Source organism: Pseudoduganella buxea, from assembly GCF_009720835.1.
Lineage (GTDB): Bacteria > Pseudomonadota > Gammaproteobacteria > Burkholderiales > Burkholderiaceae_D > Rugamonas > Rugamonas buxea.
In genome coordinates this window covers 1-20,217 of sequence record NZ_WNKZ01000034.1, presented here as the reverse complement: position 1 = coordinate 20,217, position 20,217 = coordinate 1, and the positions used below count along the sequence as shown (strand labels likewise).

The following is a 20,217-nucleotide window of genomic DNA, read 5'->3' as shown; positions in this document are numbered from 1 at the left end:
ATGGAACGCGACCAGGCATCCAAATTCATGTTCGACCTGCTGCGCCTGATGGTCAGCAAAAAAGGCTCGGACCTGTTCATTACGGCCGGCTTCCCGCCGGCCATCAAGATCGACGGCAAGCTCACGCCCGTGTCGGCCCAGCCGCTGACGGCGGCCCACACCACCGACCTGGCCCGCTCCATCATGAACGACAAGCAGACCGCGTCGTTCGAGCTGACGAAAGAAGCGAACTTCGCCATCAGCCCGGGCGACCTGGGGCGCTTTCGCGTTTCCGCCTTCGTTCAGATGAGCGCCGTCGGCATGGTGCTGCGCACGATTAACAGCGCCATTCCCGACCTGGACGAGCTGGGTTTGCCGGCCGTGCTGAAGGATGTCGTGATGGCCAAGCGGGGCCTCGTCATCATGGTCGGCGCCACCGGGTCGGGCAAGTCGACCACGCTGGCCGCGATGGTCGGGCACCGCAACGAGCACAGTCATGGCCACATCATCACCATCGAGGACCCCGTCGAATTCGTCCACCCGCACCGCAACTGCATCGTCACGCAGCGCGAAGTGGGGGTCGACACGGAAGACTGGGCGGTGGCGCTGAAGAACACGCTGCGCCAGGCGCCGGACGTAATCCAGATCGGCGAAATCCGCGACCGCGAAACGATGGACCACGCCATCGCCTTCGCCGAAACGGGCCACCTGTGCCTGGCCACCCTGCATGCCAACAGCGCCAACCAGGCACTGGACCGCATCATCAACTTCTTCCCGGAAGAGCGCCGCCAGCAGCTGCTGATGGACCTGTCGCTGAACCTGAAGGGCATGATCTCGCAGCGCCTCATTCCGCTCAAGGAAAGCCGTGGGCGCGCCGTCGCCATCGAAATCATGCTCAACTCTCCCCTGATCTCGGACCTGATCTTCAAGGGCCAGGTGCACGAGATCAAGGAGCTGATGAAGAAGTCGCGCGAACTGGGCATGCAGACCTTCGACCAGTCGCTGTTCGACCTGTTCGAGGCGGACAAGATCAGCTACGAGGATGCCTTGCGCAACGCCGATTCCGTCAACGACCTGCGGCTGGCCATCAAGCTCGAAGGCAAGGCCGCGAAAACGCGCGACCTGTCGGCCGGCACCGAACACTTGGGACTGATCTGATGAACACTACCGCGAAAACCGTCTTCGATTTTTCCGCCGTCAGCCTGGCCGGCCAGCCCGTCGAGCTGGCGCAATACCATGGCAAGGCCCTGCTGATCGTGAACACGGCCAGCGCCTGCGGCTTCACGCCGCAGTACGCGGGGCTGGAGAAGCTGCACGAACGCTTTCAGGAGCGCGGCTTTGCCGTGCTGGGCTTCCCGTGCAACCAGTTCGGCGCCCAGGAATCGGGCACGCACGAGGAAATCGGCGCCTTCTGCGACGCCAAGTTCGGCGTGACCTTCCCCCTGTTCGCCAAGATCGACGTCAACGGCGCCAACGCCCACCCGCTGTACCAGTTCCTCAAGCAGAGCGCGCCGGGCGTGCTGGGCACGGAAGGCATCAAGTGGAACTTCACCAAGTTCCTCGTCAAGCCGGACGGCACCGTGGCGCACCGCTACGCGCCCACCACGAAGCCCGAAGACATCGCCGCCGATATCGAGGCCCTGCTGCCCCCTGCCCGCGCCTGACGCGGCCCGGTCAACCCTGCCGGGCCGCAGCCTTCTCGCCGAAGGTACGGCGCCAGTCCCGGGGGCTGACGTGGAAGCGCTTCTTGAAGTGCTGGCGAAATGACGTGGGCGTCTGGAATCCCGCCAGGCCGGCAATCCGGTCGACGGACAGCGCCGTCGTCTCCAGCAGGTCGCGCGAGCGCTGCAGGCGCTCGTTGACGAGCCAGTCCACCACCGTCATGCCCGTGGCCTTGCTGAAGTGGCGGGTGAAGGTGCGCCGGCTCATCGCCGTGCGCGCCGCCAGCTCATCGATGCTGTGGGCCTGGTCGAGGTTGGCGCGCAGGTGGTCGAGCAGGCGGTTCAGCTGCGCATCCTGGGTCGATGCCGCCATCGGCTGCTCGATGAACTGGGCCTGCCCGCCTTCCCGGTGCGGCGGGATCACCAGGGTGCGCGCGACCTTGTTGGCGATCCTGGCACCAAAATACTCGCGCACCAGGTACAGGCAGCAATCCAGGCCGGCACCTGTTCCCGCCGAGGTAATGAGCTTGTCCTCGTCCACATACAGGGCGTTCATGTCCAGCCGGATGCGGGGAAAGCGCTTGCCGAAATCCTTCTCGGCCATCCAGTGCGTCGATGCGCGCCGGCCGTCCAGCAGGCCCGCATAGGCCAGCGCATACGCACCATAGCAAAGCCCCACCACGTGGGCGCCCCGCGCATGGGCGCGCGCCATCGCATCGACGAGCTCCGGCTCCGGCCGCGCATCGAGGTCGTCCCACCCCGGCACGACGAGGATATCGGCGCCGTCCGCCAGCTCCAGTCCCCCATCGGGCTGCATCGTCAACGCCCGTTCGGCCGCCATCTGGCGTCCGCCCGACGACACGATCTTCAGGTCGAACAGGGGCCCATCGGCCGTCTGTGCACTGAAGACCAGATAGGGCACGGCGAAGTGAAAGGGGCTGAAGTTCGAGTACACCACCAGTGCGACGACGGGGGGCTTCTTGGTCATGATGGACAGTCGCGGGCCTTGGCCCGAAAGTTTCGATAATTGGCTTCCGGGCCAATTTTATCCCGGCCGCGACGGCCGCACAATGCTGCTACCGATAACCACCTCAATGGAGCAGAACCATGAAAACCACCCAATCCCGCAAGCTGCTGACCTCCCTGGCCCTGTCGCTGGGCCTGGCCTTCCTCGGTGCCGGTGCGCCGTCCCAGGCGGCGGCACCCACGGCAGGCCAGGCCGTGCAGGTCCAGCAGATCCGCAATGCCACGTTGAGAATCGACTATGCGGGCAAGACCTTCCTGGTCGACCCCTTCCTGGCACCGAAAGGCAAGTACCCGGGCTTTCCCGGCACCTTCAACAGCCAGCTGCGCAATCCCCTCGTCGAGTTGCCGATGCCGGCGTCAGACGTGCTCAAAGGCGTCGATGCCGTCATCGTCAGCCACACGCACCTGGACCATTGGGACGGCGGCGACCATGCCTTCATCCCCAAGGCCATGCCGCTGTTCGTGCAGCACGAGAGCGACGCGAAACTGGTGCGCGGCCAGGGCTACACGAACGTACGCATCCTGGGCCAGGACACGGCGTTCGAAGGCGTACGCCTGACGAAAACAGGCGGCGTGCACGGTACGGCGGCCATGTACCGGAAGAAGCCCCTGGCCGAGGCACTGGGCGAAGCGATGGGCATCGTGTTCCAGGCGCCGGGGGCGAAGACGGTGTACGTGGTGGGCGACACCGTCTGGGGGCAGGACGTCGACCAGGCACTGGCCCGCTTCAAGCCGGACGTGATCGTGCTGAACACGGGCGACGCCCGCATGGTCGGCTTCACGGGTGCCATCATCATGGGCAAGGACGACGTACTGCGTGCTTACCAGGCCATCCCCGGCGCCACCATCGTCGCCACGCACATGGACGCGATCAACCACATGACCCTGGGCCGCAAGGAACTGAAGGCGCACGTGGAGCAGCACGGCATCCAGGACCGCGTGCGCATTCCCGCCGACGGCGAAACGCTGGAGTTTTAAGGGTCCGTACGCCGGCGCGGCGCGCCCCCGACGATGCGGTCGACCAGCTCGATCCAGTGTTCGACCGGCGTATCGGTGCCGGACTGCAGGTGGCTGATGCAGCCGATATTGGCCGACACGACGCGCGCCGCGCCCGTCTCGGCCAGTTGCGCCAGCTTGCGCTCGCGCAAGCGGTGCGCCAGTTCCGGCTGCAGCATCGAATAGGTGCCGGCCGAGCCGCAGCACAGGTGCGATTCGCCGCACAGCCGCACGTCCACGCCGAGCGCGCGCAGCAGCCCTTCCGCATGGCCGCGCACCTGCTGGCCGTGCTGCAGGGTGCAGGGCGGGTGGTAGGCCACCACCTCGCCCGCGTCGTCGCCCGCCTTCTTCAATGCCGCCAGTTCGGCCGCGAACGGCGCCAGCACCTCGGACAAGTCGCGCGTCAGCGCCGCGATGCGCGCCGCTTTTTCCGCATAGGCAGGATCGTGCGCCAGCAGGTGGCCATAGTCGCGCACCGTGGCGCCGCAGCCGGAAGCGGTCATGACGATGGCTTCCACATTGTCCAGATAGGGCCACCAGGCGTCGATATTGCGGCGCATCTGGGCACGCCCGCCGTCCTGGTCGTTCAAGTGAAAGCGCAGCGCACCGCAGCAACCGGCCTGCGGTGCCACCAGCAACTGCACGCCCACGGCATCCAGTACGCGCGCGGCGGCCGCGTTGACGTTCGGCGCCATGCCGGGCTGCACGCAGCCCTCCAGCACCAGCATCTTGCGCGCGTGCTGGCGCGATGGCATGCGCCCTGCCCCGCCCGGCCGCAGCGGCGGCACCTTGTCCTGCAGGGCTTTCGACAGCAGCGGGCGCAGCACCTGGCCCACCCGCAGCGCCGGCACGAACAGCGCCTTGCGCGACAGGCCTTCCTTCAACACATAACGTCGTATCCGGTCCGGCAAGGTGCGCGGCACGCGCGCCTCGACGACGGCGCGGCCGATATCGGCCAGGCGGCCGTAGCGCACGCCGGACGGACAGGTGGTTTCGCAGTTGCGGCAGGTCAGGCAGCGGTCCAGGTGGAGTTGCGTGGCGCCCGTGACGGGCGCGCCCTCCAGCACCTGCTTGATCAGGTAGATGCGCCCGCGCGGGCCATCGAGTTCGTCGCCCAGCAGCTGGTAGGTCGGGCAGGTGGCCGTGCAGAAGCCGCAGTGCACGCAGGCGCGCAGGATGCTGTCGGCTTCGATGCCTTCGGGCGTGTCGCGGATGAAGTCCGCCAGGTTGGTTTGCATGGTGGTCTCAGTACAGTCGGCCGCGATTGAAGATGCCGGCGGGGTCGAAGGCACGCCGCAGCCGCTCGTTGATACGGGCAATGGCGGCGCCTTGCGGGTGGAAGGCGCCGGCCCGTTTGTCCGGCGCCCGATACAGGGTGGCATGCCCGCCGGCGGCCGCCACGCTGCGGCGGATTTCCTCCGCGCCGGCGCGCGCGCCCTTCAGCCAGCGCTGGCCGCCACCCCACTCGATCAGTTGTTCGCCGCCCAGCACCTGGGCGCTGGCTGTCGGCGGCAGGGCCAGGCGCCACAAGGTGCCTGTATCGAAGAAGCCGTGCGTCTGGTCGCGCAGCGATGTCCAGAAGGCCGCCGCATCCGCCACCTGTTCGCCACCCAGCTTGCGCAGGGCCGCCGCCACGGCCGCTTCGGCACCGGACAGGCGCACCGTCAGCACGCCGCCATGCCAGCAGCTGGCCGACAGCGGCAATGGCTGGCCGGCCCACCCGTTCAGCCGGGACAGCGCGGCAATCTCGTCCAGCTCGAAGCGCACGGTGGTTTCCACCAGGGGCAGCGGCAGCACTTTCAGCGACACCTGGGCGATCAGGCCCAGGGTGCCGAGCGAGCCCGCCAGCAGCCGCGACACGTCGTAGCCGGCCACGTTCTTCATCACCTGGCCGCCGAAGTTGAGCAGCTCGCCCTTGCCGTCGATGAGCTGGGCGCCCAGCACGAAGTCGCGCACGCCGCCGGCGGTGGCGCGGCGCGGGCCGGACAGACCCGCCGCCACGACGCCGCCGATGGTGGAGGCGGCGCCGAAGCGGGGCGGCTCGAAGGCCAGCATCTGCCGGTGTTCCAGCAGCAGCGCTTCGATCTGCGCCAGCGGCGTGCCGCAGCGGGTCGTGATCACCAGTTCGGTCGGTTCATAGTCGATGACGCCGCGGTGTCCCCCGGTATCGAGCAGCTCGCCGGCCAGGGCGCCGCCATACCAGTCCTTGCTGCCGCCGCCGGCGATGCGCAGCGGCGTGGCCGTGGCGGTGGCGGCCTGGATGCGGTCGCGGAAATAGTCCAGTTGGTCGCTCATGCGCTCCTCAGAACCGCGGCAGGCCGGCATGGGGCAGCGCGCCGTTCGACACACGCATGCGGCCGAATTCGGCGCAGCGCTGCAAGGTGGGGATGGCCTTGTTCGGATTGAGCAGCATGGCCGGGTCGAACGCCCGCTTGACGGCAAAGAAGGCCGCCAGCTCGACGGGGCGGAACTGCACGCACATCGAATCGATCTTCTCGATGCCCACGCCGTGCTCGCCCGTGATGGTGCCGCCCACGGCCACGCACAGGGCCAGGATTTCGGCGCCGAAGGCCTCGGCCCGGTGCAGTTCATCCTGCACGTTGGCGTCGAACAGGATCAGCGGATGCAGGTTGCCGTCGCCCGCATGGAAGACATTGGCACAGCGCAGGCCGTATTTCACTTCCATCTGCGCGATCCCCGTGAGCACCTGGGCCAGGTTCTTGCGGGGGATGGTGCCGTCCATGCAGTAGTAATCGGGCGAGATGCGGCCGGCCGCCGGGAAGGCGTTCTTGCGGCCCGACCAGAACTTCAGCCGCTCCGCTTCCGTCGTGGAGACGGCGATCGCGCCCGCGCCGGCCGCCTGCAGGACGGCCGTCATGCGCGCAATCTCGTCTTCCACTTCCTCGGCCGTGCCGTCGGCCTCGCACAGCAGGATGGCGGCCGCCTCCAGGTCGTAGCCGGCCTTGACGAAAGGCTCGACCATGCGCGCCGAGGTCTGGTCCATCATTTCCAGCCCGGCCGGGATGATGCCGGCCGCGATCACGTGAGCCACCGCATTACCGGCCGTGACGATGTCGCCGAAGGAGGCCATGATGACGCGCGCGCAGGCAGGTTTCGGCACCAGCTTGACCGTCACTTCCGTGACGATGCCCAGCATGCCTTCGGAGCCGATGAAGACGGACAGCAGGTCCAGCCCCGGCGCGTCCGGTGCCTCGCTGCCCAGTTCCACGATATCGCCTTCGATGGTGGCCACGCGCACGCGCAGCACGTTGTGCACCGTCAGCCCGTACTTCAGGCAGTGCACGCCCCCCGAGTTCTCCGCCACGTTGCCGCCGATGGTGCAGGCGATCTGCGAGGACGGGTCGGGCGCGTAATACAGGCCGTGCGGCGCGGCCGCTTCCGAAATGGCCAGGTTGCGCACGCCCGGCTGCACCACGGCCGTCCTGGAATACGCATCGAGCTGCACGATGCGATTGAGCCTGGCGGTGGACAGCACGATGCCGTCGGCGATCGGCATGGCGCCGCCGGACAGGCCGGTGCCGGCGCCGCGCGGCACGATGGGCACGGACAGGGCACGGCACACGGCCAGCACGGCCAGCACCTGGGCCTCGTCCTCGGGCAGCACGACGATCATCGGCGGCTGGCGGTACGCCGACAGGCCGTCGCATTCGTAGGGCCGGGTTTCCTCGCGCCGGTCCAGCACGCAGGCGGCCGGCAGCACGGCGCGCAGGGCCCCGGATACATCGCGCAGGCGTTCGTCGCTGTAGGGCAAGTCCAGGGTCGCGGGTGTCATGTCGGGGATGCAGGATTGTTCGTTTGTGAAGATTGTATGCCGGATCGGCGGGAAAAACGCAGCCTGCACGGCTGAATTTGTCGTATCCTCGCTCCGTTCAAGAAGAGGAGACGATATGGGTAACCGACTGTCAAAAATCGCCACGCGTACGGGCGACAACGGCACTACCGGCCTGGGCGACGGCAGCCGCACCGGAAAGGACAGCGCGCGCGTGCAGGCGATGGGCGACGTGGACGAATTGAATTCGAACCTGGGCGTGCTGCTGTGCGAGGCCATGCCGGACGAGCTGCGCGAGGAACTGGTGTCGATCCAGCACGACCTGTTCGACCTGGGTGGCGAATTGTGCATTCCCGGTTACCAGCTCATCAAGGAGGAGCATGTCGAGCGCCTCGATGCGCTGCTGGAAAAATACAATGCCACCCTGCCCGCGCTGACGGAGTTCATCCTGCCGGCCGGCTCGCGCGCCGCCGCGTTGTCGCACGTATGCCGCACCGTGTGCCGTCGCGCCGAACGCAGCATCGTCGCGCTGGGCAAGGCCGAAAGCATCCACGACCACCCGCGCCAGTACGTCAACCGCCTGTCGGACCTGATGTTCGTGCTGGCCCGCGTGCTGAACCGCTTTGCCGGCGGCAGCGACGTGCTGTGGCACCACGAGCGCAAGCGCGGCTGAGTTCCCGGCCCTTCACATCTGCCGGAACAGGTGCAGGAAGGTGCGGCTGACGGGCAGCGCCTCGGCGCGGTGCTTCAGGTGGATGGTCGCCGTCTCGTTGCTGCAGCGCGTGATATGGCTGACGGCGCGCAGGTTGACGGCCACGGCCCGGTGCACCTGGACGAAGTGATCCGGGTCGAGCTGGGCCAGCAGTTCCTTCAGCGGCGTGCGTACCAGCGCTTCGGCCGGCAGGCCGTCGTCGCCGCGCCAGGCTACTGCCGTGTATTTCGTGTCCGAGCGCAGGTAGTCGATCGCGTGCGCGGGGATCAGGCGCAATGCCTGCCCCACCTGGGCATACACCCAGCTGAGCGGCCGGGGCGGCGCATCCTTCCTTAACTGGGCCGCCAGTTGCTGCAGCAGCGCCTCGGTCTGCGTGGCGGGCAGCGCGGCGCGGCGGCGTTCCTGCAGGCGCACCACCGTTTCGGCCAGGCGGGCCATCTCCACCGGCTTGACGAGGTAATCGAGCGCGCCCTGCGCGAAGGCCTGCACTGCGTACTGGTCGTAGGCCGTCACGAACACCAGCTGCGCGCGCCGGCCGATGCGGCTGGCCGCTTCCACGCCCGAGATGCCGGGCATGTGCACGTCGAGAAAGCAGATGTCCGGCGCCAGCGCCTCGAACTGTTCGATGGCCTCGCGGCCGTTGCGGGCCTGGGCCACGATGTGCAGCTCCGGCCAGGCTAGCGCCAGTTGCCGCGCCAGCGCGTCGCGCAGCAGGGGTTCGTCGTCGGCGATCAAGGCGGTGGGCGGGTTCACGCTGCGTTCTCCTGGATGGGGAATTCGACTTCGGCGCAGACGCCGTGCGGATGGCGCGCCGTCAGCCGCAGCTGCGCCTGGCCCGCGAATGCCAGCGCCAGGCGTTCGCGCAAGGTGGCCAGCCCGGTCCCCGGCACGCCGCCCTGCTGCACCCCCACGCCCGTATCGCTGACGCGGGCCACGCAGCGCGAGCCATGGCGCTCGATGCTGATGTCGATGGTGCCGCCGTCTTCGCCGGGATCGATGCCGTGGCGCACGGCGTTCTCGACCAGGGTCAACAGGGTCATGGCCGGACACTGCGCGCCGGCCAGCGACTCATCCAGGTGCAGCGAAAAGCGCAGCCGGTCCGGCATGCGCATGTGCATCAGCTCCAGGTAGGCGCGCACCAGTTCCACCTCCCGTCCCAAGGTAGTGCCGCCTTCGTGCAACTGCGGCACGGCCGCGCGCAGGTAGGCCGTCAGGCTGCGCAGCACGGCCGGGGCCTGGGGCGAGCCGACATCGACCAGCGCCTGCACATTGGCCAGCGTGTTGAACAGGAAGTGCGGCGCCACCTGCGCCTGCATCAGGTGCAGGCGCGCGTCCAGTGCCTGGCGCGCCAGCTCGCTGCGTTCCAGGTCGAAGGCCAGGGCCTGGTGGCGCGCCAGCGCGTCCTTCTGCCGCACCAGCGCGGCCAGTGCCGTCCACGGCGCCACCAGCATGCCGGCCAGCGACAGCAGGAAAAAGCCGCTGGCGCGTTCGGAATGGGTCCAGAACGGCGGCGCGCCGTCGGCGGTGGAGAACAGGTAGATCAGCAGGGTGGTGACGGGCATGGCCAGCGCCAGCCCGCCCACCTGCAGCGCCCACCGTGCCAGGGGCTTCGGCAAGCGGCGTGGCCACCGCTCCAGCACCGTGAACACGAACACCGCCGCCAGGGCCAGCACCACCGCGCGCAGCCACAGCGTGGCCGGCGACGCCCAGATCAGGCTCAGTGGCATGCTGGCAAAGGAGGCCACCGTGATGGCGACGGCAAGACGCCGCGCCAGCACGCCTGCCGGCGTCGCCGGCATGGGTAGACGGGCGGCCGTCATCGCTTTACGCCAGCCCCGCACCGGCGTACGGCGCTGCCGCCTGCGGGCGCAAGCCCACTGCCAGCAGCCAGCAAGCGGTGGCCAGCTGGCCGATGCCCGCCGGCGCCACCAGGTTGAAATCGAAGGCCTGCCCGCCCACGTGCAGCAGGATGGCGGCAAGTTGCAGCGCCACGGCTGCCACGCCCAGGGCGGGCAAGGCACGCGGCAGCTGGCGCGAGCGGTACAGCAGCGCATACAGGATCAAGCTGGCGACTCCACCGGAAAAGAGGGAAAAATAGTGCACCCAATGGCGCGCCTGGCCCGCCACCACGCGGGCGGCCTCGAAGGCGGCACGTTCGGCCGGACCGGCGGCGCCGAAGGCCTGGCTCAAGGATAGCATCGCCAGCAGCAGGCCTTGCTCGACAATGGTGACGGCCAGCGCCGCGGCCGCCAGCGCCAGCAGGCCAAGGGCGGCGCGCTCGCCATGTCGCCGGAAGGTGGGCCAGCCGGCCAGCGCAATGCCCAGCATCAGCACGGCCGGCACCAGCACCAGCAAGGCCCCGATACGCACCCGGCTTGCATGGGAGCCGGCGCTGGCCAGGTAGCCCGGGTCCGCAAAGGCCGGCGGCAGCACGACGAGGAAGCCGGCCATCGAGGCGGCCATCGCCAGCAGCATCATCAGCCCGATCAACCGGCCCAGGTTTTTTTCTTCATGCATATGCGCTCCTTCGTCAGTTGTCGCGGCGAGTATGGCCCCTGCGGGCCCACGATGCATCCGCCATGCGACGAAGCACGGCGGTGCGCGACGAGTCACGGCGGTATGGGACGAAGCACGGATGCCGCCTCGAAGCCGGGCAAGGCCGCCAGCCGCGCGCCGACGAAATCGGCGAAGGCACGCGCCCGCGCCGGCTGGTAGCGCCGGCCCGGATACAGCAGGTGCAACTGCTGGGTTTCGCCGCGCCACCGGGGCAGCACGCGCCGCAAGGTGCCGGCCGCCAGCAGGTCCTGCACCAGCCATGCCGGGCACAGGCCGATGCCGGCGCCCATGGCCAGGCTGTCGCGGATCGCCAGCGCATGGTTGACGCGGTAGCGGCTGGTGGTCGTCACCGTCACGACATCCTGGCCGTCGGTCAGCGTGACGTCGTCGCCCTGCGCCAGCCAGGCAAAGCGTACATGGTTGTGCCGTGCCAGGTCATGCGGCGTGGCCGGCGCCCGATACCGGTCCAGGTAGGCCGGCGCCGCCACCAGCCAGCGGGGCGACGCCGCCACGTGCCGCGCGACCGCGTCCGGCGGCAGCGGCCCGCCCAGGCGCAAGGCCACGTCGACGCCCTCCTCCACCAGGTCGACCATGCGGTCGTTCAGGATCAGTTCGATCTCCATGCCGGCATGGGCGGCCAGGAATTCCAGTACCAGCGCGTTCAGGTGGAACTGGCCCAGCGCGGCCGGCGCATTGACCCGCAACAGGCCCCGCATCGCCGCCTGCTGGCCCAGCACGTCGCGGACGGCTTCGCCGTAGTCCGCCAGCAGGGCCTGGGCCCGCGCGTGGAAGCGCTGCCCTTCCGTGGTGGGCGAAAGGCTGGCCGTCGTGCGCGCGAGCAGCCGCACGCCAAGCTCCGCCTCCAGCGCAGCGATGGCCTTGCTGACGGTGGGCTGCGTGGTGCCCGCCTCACGCGCGACGGCGGACAGGCTGCCCAGTTCCACGGCGCGGACGAACCAGCGCAGGGATTTCATCGTATCCATCGGTGCCCATTCCATTTTCGAATGAGGCATAGTCGCATCCGGCCACTACCGCGTCAAACAGGAATGACGGACCATGAATGCATCACTCATCAGGAGGTCACGATGTTCATCCGCCATTTCGCCACCGCGCTTGTCGCGCTTCTATTCACTACCGCGACGGCGGCGCCGGCCTGGCAAGCCAGCTGGCTGGCTGCGCCGCAGCCCTCATGGCACGCCCCGTTCGCGCTGCCCACCAACGTACCCGCCGCCGTCGACGGCCAGACCGTGCGCGAAACCCTGCGCCTGTCGACAGGGGGCGCGCGGCTGCGCATCGTGCTGTCGAACCGCTACGGCAGCGCGCCGCTGCGGGTGGGTGCCCTGCGCGTGGCGCGTCAGGCCGACCCGGCCGGCAGCCGGCCCCTGACCTTTGCCGGCCAGGCCGGCGTGACGATCCCGCCCGGCCAGGACGCCGTCACCGACCCGCTGGACTTCGCCACCTCGCCACTGGAGCGGCTGATGGTCTCGGCCTGGTACCCCGGTCGGGCCCCGCTGACGACCTTTCATTGGGGCGCCCAGCAGACCGGCCGCATCGCCGCCGGCAACGCCACGGCCGCCGCCAGCCTGGCCGGTGCCAGGGCCTTGACGGGCCGCGCTTTCGTCAGTGCCGTCCATGTCGACGGCGGCCGTGGCACCGTGGTGGCCTTCGGCGACTCCATCACGGACGGCAACGGCTCGACGCCGGAGCGCGACCGGCGCTGGCCCGACCGGCTGGCCGAACGGCTGGCGGGCGACGGCGTGGCGGTGGCCAATGCCGGCATCTCGGGCGCGCGGCTGCTGTCGGCGAAAATGGGCGACAAGGCACTCGCACGCTTCGAACACGACGTGCTGGACCAGCCGGGCGTGACGGCCGTCGTTGTCGCCATCGGCATCAACGATATCGGCTGGCCCGGCAGCGCTTTCGCGCCGCACGATGCGGCGATGACGGCACAGCGCATGATCGACGGCTACCGCGCTTTGATCGCCGCGGCGCGGGCCCGCAAGGTGCGGATCATCGGCGCCACCTTGCTGCCGTTCCGGGGCGCCCTGGCCGATACGCCATTTCATGGCTACTACAAGCCCGCCAAGGAAGCGGTACGCCAGCAGGTCAACCGGTGGATCCGCGAAGGCGGCGAGTTCGACGCGGTGGCCGACTTCGACGTCGCGCTGCGCGACCCGCGCGACCCGGCGCGCCTGCTGCCCCGCTACGATTCGGGCGACCACCTGCATCCGGGCGATGCGGGCTACGCGGCAATGGCCGAAACGGCGGCGAAGGCGCTGGCGCGCTGAGCGAGGGAATCGGCCCGAAAAAAAAGCGGCGCAAGCGCCGCTTTTCTTCGGGCCGATACCGCATCAGCCGTTGTTGACCACCAGCCGCGGCTCGCCGCTCAGGAAGCGCGCCTTGATCGAAGCGGCGATACCGTTGGCATCCAGGCCCACGCTGGCCAGCAGCTTGGCCGGGTCGCCGTGGTCGATGAATTTGTCCGGCAGGCCGATGATCTGCAGCGGCTTGACGATGCCCGCTTCGGCCAGCGCTTCGGCCACGGCCGCGCCGGCGCCGCCCATCACGCAGCCCTCTTCCACCGTGACCAGGAAGTCGTGGTCGGCGGCCAGTTGCTTGACCAGTTCCACGTCCAGCGGCTTGACGAAGCGCATATTGGCCACCGTGGCGTTGAGCTGTTCGCCCGCGGCCAGGCTTGGGGCCACCATCGAGCCGAAAGCCAGGATGGCCACGCGCTCGCCCTGGCGGCGGATAACGCCCTTGCCCAGGTCGATGCTGGTCAGTTCCTGCACGATGGCAGTGCCGACGCCGGCGCCGCGCGGGTAGCGCACGGCGGCCGGGCCGGGGTAGTGATACGCCGTCGTCAGCATCTGGCGGCATTCGTTCTCGTCCGACGCGGCCATGACGACCATGTTCGGAATGCAGCGCAGGAAGGCCAGATCGTAGTTGCCGGCGTGGGTGGCGCCATCGGCGCCGACCAGGCCGGCCCGGTCCAGCGCGAACGTCACGTCCAGGTTCTGCAGCGCGACGTCGTGGATCAGCTGGTCGTAGGCGCGTTGCAGGAAGGTCGAATAGATCGCCACGACGGGCTTCATGCCTTCGCAGGCCAGGCCGGCGCCGAAGGTCACCGAGTGCTGTTCGGCGATGCCGACATCGAAGTAGCGGTCCGGGTATTCGGCGTGGAAGCGCACCATGCCGGAGCCTTCGCGCATGGCCGGCGTGATGCCGACCAGGCGCTTGTCAAACGCGGCCATGTCGCACAGCCAGTTGCCGAATACTTCCGTGTACGTCATCTTCGACGGCGGCGCCGGCTTGATGCCTTCGGCCGGATTGAACTTGCCGGTGCCGTGGTACAGCACCGGCTCGGCCTCGGCCAGCTTGTAGCCCTGGCCTTTTTTCGTCACCACGTGCAGGAACTGCGGTCCCTTCAGGTTGCGGATGTTCTGCAAGGTGGGAATCAGCGAATCGAGGTCGTGGCCGTCGATGGGGCCGATGTAGTTGAAGCCGAACTCCTCGAACATCGTGGCCGGCACCACCATGCCCTTGGCATGTTCTTCCAGCTTCTTCGCCAGTTCCAGCACGGGGCCGGGCAGCACGGACTTGCCGACGTTTTTCGCGGCGGCGTAGAACTGGCCGGACATCAGGCGCGCCAGGTAGCGGTTCAGCGCGCCCACCGGCGGTGAGATCGACATGTCGTTGTCGTTCAGGATGACGAGCAGGTTGACGTCTTCCTGCACGCCGGCGTTGTTCAGCGCCTCGAAGGCCATGCCGGCCGTCATGGAGCCGTCGCCGATGACGGCGATGGCGTGGCGGTGCTCGCCCTTGATCTTGGCCGCCTGCGCCATGCCCAGCGCGGCCGAGATCGACGTCGACGAGTGGGCCGTGCCGAAGGTGTCGTATTCGCTTTCGACGCGACGGGGGAAGCCGGAAATGCCGTCCAGCTGGCGCAGCGTGTGGAACTGTTCGCGCCGGCCCGTCAGGATCTTGTGCGAGTAGGTCTGGTGGCCCACGTCCCACACGATGCGGTCCTGCGGCGTGTTGAACACGTAGTGCAGGGCCACCGTCAGTTCGACCGTGCCCAGGTTGGACGACAGGTGGCCGCCCGTTTTCGACACGGCGTCCAGCAGGAAGCCGCGCAGTTCGTCGGCCAGGGGTTTGAGCTGGGTGCGCGGCAGCTTGCGCAGGTCGGCCGGGTGATTGATGTTTTCAAGCAGGTTCATTTATGCCTTCCGCTGCACGATCAGGTCCGCGAGTTCGCGTAAACGCAGAGCGTTGTCTCCGAATGGGGCGAGGGCCGCATGGGCCTCCTGCCGCAGTTGTTCCGCCAGGGCGATCGATGGTTCCAGGCCGAGGATCGAGACATAGGTGGGTTTGTTGTCAGCCGCATCCTTGCCCGCCGTCTTGCCCAGGGTGGCCGAATCGGCGGTGGCGTCGAGCACGTCGTCGACCACCTGGAAAGCCAGGCCGATGGCGCGGCTGTAGTCGTGCAGGGCATGCAGTTCTTCCCCGCTCAGGTCCTTGCCGGCCAGCGCGCCCAGCACCACCGAAGCGCGCAGCAGCGCGCCCGTCTTCAGCTGGTGCATGCGTTCGAGCTGCTGCTGCGTCAGGGCCAGGCCGACGCTGTCGAGGTCGATAGCCTGGCCGCCGCACATGCCGCCCGACCCCGCGGCCTGCGCCAGCAGGCGGAGCATCGCCACCAGCCGCGCCGGCGGCACGGCCGCCGTGTCGGCGCCGGACAGCACGTCGAAGGCCTGCGCCTGCAGCGCGTCGCCCACCAGCAGGGCCGTCGCTTCATCATAGGCCACGTGCACGGTCGGCTTGCCCCGGCGCAGGTCGTCGTCGTCCATGCACGGCATGTCGTCGTGCACCAGCGAATAGGCGTGGATCATTTCGACGGCGGCGGCGGCGCGCGACAGCACGCCCGCATCGGCACCGGTCAAGGCGCCAGCCGCGTGCACCAGCAGCGGGCGCACGCGCTTGCCGCCACCGAGCAGTGCATAGCGCATCGCTTCGTGCAGCTTGGCGGGCACCACGCCGGCGGCGGGCATGTAGGCCGACATATCGGTCTCCATGCCGGCCTGGATGCTCTTCATCCAGTCCTGGAAGGCGCCGTTCATTGGCCCGCCTCGTCGCCGTCGGCGAAGGGCTTGAGCATGTCGCCTTCGAGGATCTTCACCTGCGATTCCACCTTGTCGAGCTGGCCGGCGCAATACTTCACCAGTTCCGAGCCGCGCGCATACGCGGCGACCGAGGCTTCCAGCGGCAGCTGGCCCGATTCCATCTGCGTGACCAGCTGGGCCAGTTCGGCCATCGCTTCCTCGAAGCTGGCCGGGCGGGCCGGGCTGTCGCCGTTGTCGACGTTCATTTTCTTGACCATAAAAACTTATAAATTCGATTCGTATCGAGCGAATCGCTCAGTGTAGCCCGTTATTTTAGAACAAACTCTCCCAACCGGTCGAAAAAGACCGGCCGTGCGCGGAACGCCGTTGCTATTTTATCCAGTCCCAAGGGAGCAGGCGCACCCCCTGTGGAGAACGGGGCACAATGGCGATTCGGGCGAAGAATTGTCGGCAGAGTTACGTCATCCGCGCTATAATCTCCGGTTCTGTCCGAAATACCGTTTTTATACTCTGAATTCAGGTCTTTGCGGATTCTGTCTCTTCTTGGTTTGCAGCACTTTAATTAAGGGGGGTTGGGATGTCCGATCTGGGTACCCATTCCAGGCTGGCGCGTTCGAACGCGCAACTTCCGGTCCACGTCTACTTTGACGAAACGCTCCTGCAGCGGGAAATGCAGCAATTGTTTCAGAACGGCCCACGCTATGTGGGCCATGAACTGATGGTGCCGAACCTCGGCGACTTTACGACCCTCGCTTCGGAAAACGAGGGGCGCATGCTGGTCCGAAATGCCAATGGCATCGAAGTGCTGTCCAACGTCTGCCGCCACCGCCAGGCGCTGATGTTCAATGGCCGTGGCAATGCGGACAATATCGTCTGCCCGCTGCACCGCTGGACCTACGACCTGAAGGGGGAGCTGATCGGCGCGCCGCACTTCCCCGAGACGCCGTGCCTGAACCTGCCGAAGACGACGCTGCAAAGCTGGAACGGCCTGCTGTTCGAGCAGAACGGCTACAGCGTGATGGACAAGCTGAAGAACCTGTCCGTCACGAAGGACCTGGACTTCACCGGCTACATGCTCGATCACGTCGAGGTGCACCACTGCGACTACAACTGGAAGACCTTCATCGAAGTCTACCTGGAGGACTATCACGTCGAGCCCTTCCATCCGGGCCTGGGCGCCTTCGTCACGTGCGACGACCTGCGCTGGGAATTCGGCGCGGACTACAGCTTGCAGACGGTGGGCGTGAACCGGGGCCTGAAGAAATCCGGCTCGCCGGCCTACCAGCGCTGGCAGGAACAGGTGCTCAAGTTCCGCAACGGCGAGGCACCGCCGTACGGCGCGATCTGGCTGACGCTCTACCCGAACATCATGGTGGAGTGGTACCCGCACGTGCTGGTGGTGTCGACCCTGTGGCCGGAAGGCCCGAACCGCACGAAGAACGTGGTGGAGTTCTACTACCCCGAGGAGATCGTGCTGTTCGAGCGCGAGTTCGTCGACGCCGAGCGGGCCGCCTACATGGAAACCTGCGTCGAGGACGACGAGATCGCCCTGCGCATGGATGCGGGACGCCGCGCGCTGATGGAACGAGGCCAGACCGATGCCGGCCCTTACCAGTCGCCGATGGAAGACGGCATGCAGCACTTCCATGAGTGGTACCGCAGCAGGATCGAGCCGGGCAACGCCAATCTCACCAGTGTCAAGCCATAAACAGTAATACAAGCAAGGGGACAGCATCGGATACGAGCTGTCCCCTTGTTCATTTCAAGGATCGTCAATGCAATCGCTGTGGATGCTGTTCGCCAGTTTCATGTTCGCCATCATGGGGGTCTGCGTCAAGCTGGCTTCGGAAACCTATACCACCTCCGAGCTGGTGATGTACCGGGGTATCGTGGGCATGACGATCCTGTTCATCATGATCCGCATCCAGGGCGGCAGCCTGAAGACGACCATGCCGATGGCCCACCTGTGGCGCGGCTTCATCGGCGTGGTCTCGCTGTGGCTGTGGTTCTACGCCATCGGCAAGCTGCCGCTGGCCACCGCCATGACCCTCAACTACATGGCGCCCATCTGGATCGCCGTGTGGCTGTTCGCGCACGGCTGGTGGCATGCGAAGAACCGGGTCGAGTGGCCCTTGATCATCGCCGTCGGCATGAGCTTCGTCGGCGTCGTGCTGCTGCTGCGCCCCGCGTTCGAAGCGAACCAGCTGTTCGATGCGCTGGTGGCGCTGGTGTCCTCCGTGCTGTCGGCCATGGCCTACCTGCAGGTGCGCAAGCTCGGCCTGGCGGGCGAGCCGGAATACCGCGTGGTGTTCTACTTCGCCGCCACCAACCTGGTGGCCGGCGTGTTCGGCCACGTGGCCCAGGCCGGCGGCGGTCCCGTGGTCTGGCATTCGCTCAACACGATGCATGGCTTCCTGCTGTTGCTGGGCATGGGCCTGTGCGCCACGGCGGCCCAGATGGCGATGACGCGCGCCTACCGCGTCGGCAAGACGCTGGTGGTGGCCAACCTGCAGTACACGGGCATCGTCTTCTCCAGCTTCTGGGGCGTGATCGTCTTCAACGACGTGTTCGACTGGCACAGCTGGCTGGGCATCGGCATCATCCTCGCCTCCGGCATCGCCGCGACGTTCTACAATACGAAGAGCACGGAACGCGGCAAGGCCATTGCCGACACCGATCCCATCGCCAGCGAAGTGTAAGACATGTAAGGAGAGCGCATGTACCAGACCCTGATCGACGCCGCCACCCTGGCGGCCCATGTGGACGACCCGCGCTGGGTCGTCATCGACTGCCGCCATGACCTGATGGACCCCGCGTCCGGGCGCGACGCCTTCGCGGCCGGCCACATTCCCGGCGCGCAGTTCGCCAGCATCGACGACGACCTGTCCGGACCGAAAACAGGCCAGGGCGCCACCTTCCGCGGCCGCCACCCGCTGCCCGAACGGGCCGCCCTGGTCGAGACCCTGCGCCGTTTCGGCATCGATGACGACAGCCAGGTCGTGGCCTACGACGCCCACGGCGGCATGTTCGCCGCGCGGCTGTGGTGGCTGCTGCGCTGGCTGGGCCACGAGGCCGTCGCCGTGCTCGATGGCGGCTTGCCGGCCTGGCAGGCGCAGGGGCTGGCTTTGCCGACGCAAGCGACGCCCCGTGCGCAGGGCACGTTGACCGACCGCCCTGCCCTGACCCGCACCGTGTCGAGCGGCGACGTGCTGGCGAACCTGTCGACGCAGGCCTTCACTGTCGTCGACGCACGCGCCAATGACCGGTTCAGGGGCGAGAACGAAACCATCGACCCCGTCGGCGGCCATATTCCGGGCGCCAGGAACCGCTTCTTCAAGGACAACCTGCAGGCCGACGGCAGCTTCAAGCCGGCCGCGCAGCTGAAGGCGGACTTCGCGCCCCTGTTCGCGTCGCCGTCGCAAGCGGTGATGCAGTGCGGCTCGGGCGTGACGGCCTGCCACAACCTGCTGGCGCTGGAAGTGGCAGGCCTGCCGGGCGCCGCGCTGTATCCGGGCTCCTGGTCCGAGTGGTGCGCCGATCCGGCGCGCCCCGTGTCGACCGGGGCATAGCCGCCGGCAAGTTGGACCATCCACCGCCCGGTGGATGGCGTCTTCAGCTCCCTTCCCTCGCGGCGGCCAGCGCCGCTCCGGTCACTAGCATCACGCTAGTTAAATTGTACGAATGACAATGCAATAAAGGCAAGCTATGATCGTGCCGCTGCGTAGTGCCGGCGCGATCCTTCCGGCACATATACTCTTACAGGATACGTCCAGATGCCAATCTCCTTGCCGCGCCTCTCCCCCGCTGCGCACCCGAAAAACGGCTTGCGCCTGATTCCCCTCCTGCTGGCGGTCGCCGTCAGCCAGGCCTATGCCGAGCCCGTGCGCGGCGCCCCCGGCACGCCGGGCACCGATGGCACCACCCCGGGCGCACCGGGCACGGCCGGCGGCGCGGCTCCGGGCCTGACGCTGGCCGGCGACGCCACCCACCAGAACACCGAGGACGGCCGCAGTTTCGACCTGAGCGGCTTCGGCGGGACCGGTGGCGCGGGTGGAAACGGTGCACCGGGCGGCGCGGCCGGGGCCGGCGGAAACGGTGCCGATGTGAACGTGCGTGTCACGGGCAATCCGGCCTGGTTCGAAACCATGGTCGTGGGTACGCGCGCCTTTGGCGGCGCCGGCGGCAGCACGGGCACGGCCGGCACGGGCGGTCCGCTGGCCCTCGGTGGCGCAGGCGGCAACGGCACCGCCATTACCGACGTCGGCACGACTTCTCCGTACGCAGGCCTGCTGGTCACGACCGAGGGACGGGGCGGCGCCGGCGGTGCCGGCGGCGGCGCCGGCGGCAATGGCAGCGCCCACCTGACGGTGCGCGGCA

The 20,217-nt window shown here is 67.9% G+C and carries 19 protein-coding genes and 1 pseudogene; 9 read left to right on the top strand and 11 right to left on the bottom strand.

Annotated elements, in window-relative coordinates:
• Together GM672_RS13310 and GM672_RS13305 are read left to right on the top strand one after the other, a co-directional pair.
• The gene (locus tag GM672_RS13310; protein ID WP_155471017.1) at nucleotides 1-1,137 is read left to right on the top strand and encodes a PilT/PilU family type 4a pilus ATPase; all 1,137 of its coding nucleotides are present in this window, start codon (nucleotides 1-3) and stop codon (nucleotides 1,135-1,137) included.
• On the top strand, nucleotides 1,137-1,643 hold the full coding sequence (locus GM672_RS13305) for a glutathione peroxidase (protein WP_155471016.1): 507 nt from the start codon (nucleotides 1,137-1,139) through the stop codon (nucleotides 1,641-1,643). Before GM672_RS13310 ends, GM672_RS13305 begins: the two co-directional genes overlap by 1 nt.
• Nucleotides 1,644-1,653: 10 nt before the next feature.
• Here GM672_RS13305 and GM672_RS13300 read toward each other — a convergent pair whose 3' ends face one another.
• Entirely contained in the window at nucleotides 1,654-2,628 is a 975-nt protein-coding gene (locus GM672_RS13300; protein ID WP_155471015.1) for a GlxA family transcriptional regulator, read from the bottom strand.
• 119 nt (nucleotides 2,629-2,747) lie between these two features.
• Here GM672_RS13300 and GM672_RS13295 point away from each other — a divergent pair, with 119 nt between their 5' ends.
• On the top strand, nucleotides 2,748-3,644 hold the full coding sequence (locus tag GM672_RS13295; protein ID WP_155471014.1) for an MBL fold metallo-hydrolase: 897 nt from the start codon (nucleotides 2,748-2,750) through the stop codon (nucleotides 3,642-3,644).
• Here the strand turns inward: GM672_RS13295 and glcF are convergent.
• The 3 genes from glcF to GM672_RS13280 are packed head-to-tail and all read right to left on the bottom strand — an operon-like array spanning nucleotide 3,641 to nucleotide 7,455.
• A complete protein-coding gene (gene glcF, locus GM672_RS13290) occupies nucleotides 3,641-4,900 on the bottom strand; it encodes a glycolate oxidase subunit GlcF (protein WP_155471013.1) in 1,260 nt (419 codons plus the stop codon). The genes GM672_RS13295 and glcF overlap by 4 nt on opposite strands.
• A gap of 7 nt (nucleotides 4,901-4,907) precedes the next feature.
• Nucleotides 4,908-5,957, bottom strand: a complete 1,050-nt coding sequence (gene glcE, locus GM672_RS13285) for a glycolate oxidase subunit GlcE (protein WP_155471012.1) — start codon at nucleotides 5,955-5,957, stop codon at nucleotides 4,908-4,910.
• A gap of 7 nt (nucleotides 5,958-5,964) precedes the next feature.
• The gene (locus GM672_RS13280; RefSeq protein WP_155471011.1) at nucleotides 5,965-7,455 is read right to left on the bottom strand and encodes an FAD-linked oxidase C-terminal domain-containing protein; all 1,491 of its coding nucleotides are present in this window, start codon (nucleotides 7,453-7,455) and stop codon (nucleotides 5,965-5,967) included.
• A gap of 115 nt (nucleotides 7,456-7,570) precedes the next feature.
• Here GM672_RS13280 and GM672_RS13275 point away from each other — a divergent pair, with 115 nt between their 5' ends.
• Complete coding sequence (locus tag GM672_RS13275; RefSeq protein ID WP_155471010.1) at nucleotides 7,571-8,125, top strand: cob(I)yrinic acid a,c-diamide adenosyltransferase; 555 nt, start codon at nucleotides 7,571-7,573, stop codon at nucleotides 8,123-8,125.
• Nucleotides 8,126-8,137: 12 nt separating this feature from the next.
• Here GM672_RS13275 and GM672_RS13270 read toward each other — a convergent pair whose 3' ends face one another.
• From GM672_RS13270 to GM672_RS13255, 4 genes are all read right to left on the bottom strand, one after another.
• Entirely contained in the window at nucleotides 8,138-8,917 is a 780-nt protein-coding gene (locus GM672_RS13270; RefSeq protein ID WP_170300054.1) for a LytR/AlgR family response regulator transcription factor, read from the bottom strand.
• Nucleotides 8,914-9,984, bottom strand: a complete 1,071-nt coding sequence (locus GM672_RS13265; protein WP_211517362.1) for a sensor histidine kinase — start codon at nucleotides 9,982-9,984, stop codon at nucleotides 8,914-8,916. Before GM672_RS13265 ends, GM672_RS13270 begins: the two co-directional genes overlap by 4 nt.
• Before the next feature lie 4 nt (nucleotides 9,985-9,988).
• The gene (locus GM672_RS13260; protein WP_170300053.1) at nucleotides 9,989-10,681 is read right to left on the bottom strand and encodes a DUF4386 domain-containing protein; all 693 of its coding nucleotides are present in this window, start codon (nucleotides 10,679-10,681) and stop codon (nucleotides 9,989-9,991) included.
• A gap of 92 nt (nucleotides 10,682-10,773) precedes the next feature.
• The gene (locus GM672_RS13255; RefSeq protein ID WP_155471055.1) at nucleotides 10,774-11,703 is read right to left on the bottom strand and encodes a LysR family transcriptional regulator; all 930 of its coding nucleotides are present in this window, start codon (nucleotides 11,701-11,703) and stop codon (nucleotides 10,774-10,776) included.
• Between the two features lie 102 nt (nucleotides 11,704-11,805).
• Here GM672_RS13255 and GM672_RS13250 point away from each other — a divergent pair, with 102 nt between their 5' ends.
• Entirely contained in the window at nucleotides 11,806-13,008 is a 1,203-nt protein-coding gene (locus GM672_RS13250) for an SGNH/GDSL hydrolase family protein (protein WP_211517361.1), read from the top strand.
• A 63-nt stretch (nucleotides 13,009-13,071) separates the two neighbouring features.
• Here GM672_RS13250 and dxs read toward each other — a convergent pair whose 3' ends face one another.
• Genes dxs through GM672_RS13235 form a run of 3 tightly spaced genes read right to left on the bottom strand, consistent with a single transcriptional unit; the run spans nucleotide 13,072 to nucleotide 16,085 of the window.
• A complete protein-coding gene (gene dxs / locus GM672_RS13245) occupies nucleotides 13,072-14,940 on the bottom strand; it encodes a 1-deoxy-D-xylulose-5-phosphate synthase (protein WP_155471007.1) in 1,869 nt (622 codons plus the stop codon).
• Nucleotides 14,941-15,837 carry a polyprenyl synthetase family protein gene (locus GM672_RS13240; protein ID WP_155471006.1) on the bottom strand — a complete coding sequence of 299 codons (897 nt, stop codon included), beginning with the start codon at nucleotides 15,835-15,837 and terminating at the stop codon, nucleotides 14,941-14,943.
• Nucleotides 15,834-16,085: an exodeoxyribonuclease VII small subunit gene (locus GM672_RS13235; protein ID WP_155471054.1), complete on the bottom strand. Its 252-nt coding sequence runs from the start codon at nucleotides 16,083-16,085 to the stop codon at nucleotides 15,834-15,836. Before GM672_RS13235 ends, GM672_RS13240 begins: the two co-directional genes overlap by 4 nt.
• 332 nt (nucleotides 16,086-16,417) lie before the next feature.
• Between GM672_RS13235 and GM672_RS13230 the strand changes: the two genes are divergently transcribed.
• The 4 genes and pseudogenes from GM672_RS13230 to GM672_RS29740 all read left to right on the top strand — a co-directional run.
• Complete coding sequence (locus GM672_RS13230; protein WP_155471005.1) at nucleotides 16,418-17,548, top strand: aromatic ring-hydroxylating oxygenase subunit alpha; 1,131 nt, start codon at nucleotides 16,418-16,420, stop codon at nucleotides 17,546-17,548.
• 67 nt (nucleotides 17,549-17,615) lie between these two features.
• A complete protein-coding gene (locus GM672_RS13225; protein ID WP_155471004.1) occupies nucleotides 17,616-18,539 on the top strand; it encodes a DMT family transporter in 924 nt (307 codons plus the stop codon).
• Nucleotides 18,540-18,557: 18 nt separating this feature from the next.
• Nucleotides 18,558-19,409: a sulfurtransferase gene (locus tag GM672_RS13220; protein WP_155471003.1), complete on the top strand. Its 852-nt coding sequence runs from the start codon at nucleotides 18,558-18,560 to the stop codon at nucleotides 19,407-19,409.
• A 204-nt stretch (nucleotides 19,410-19,613) separates the two neighbouring features.
• Nucleotides 19,614-20,217 (top strand): annotated as a pseudogene (locus GM672_RS29740) (hypothetical protein); the annotation flags it as partial.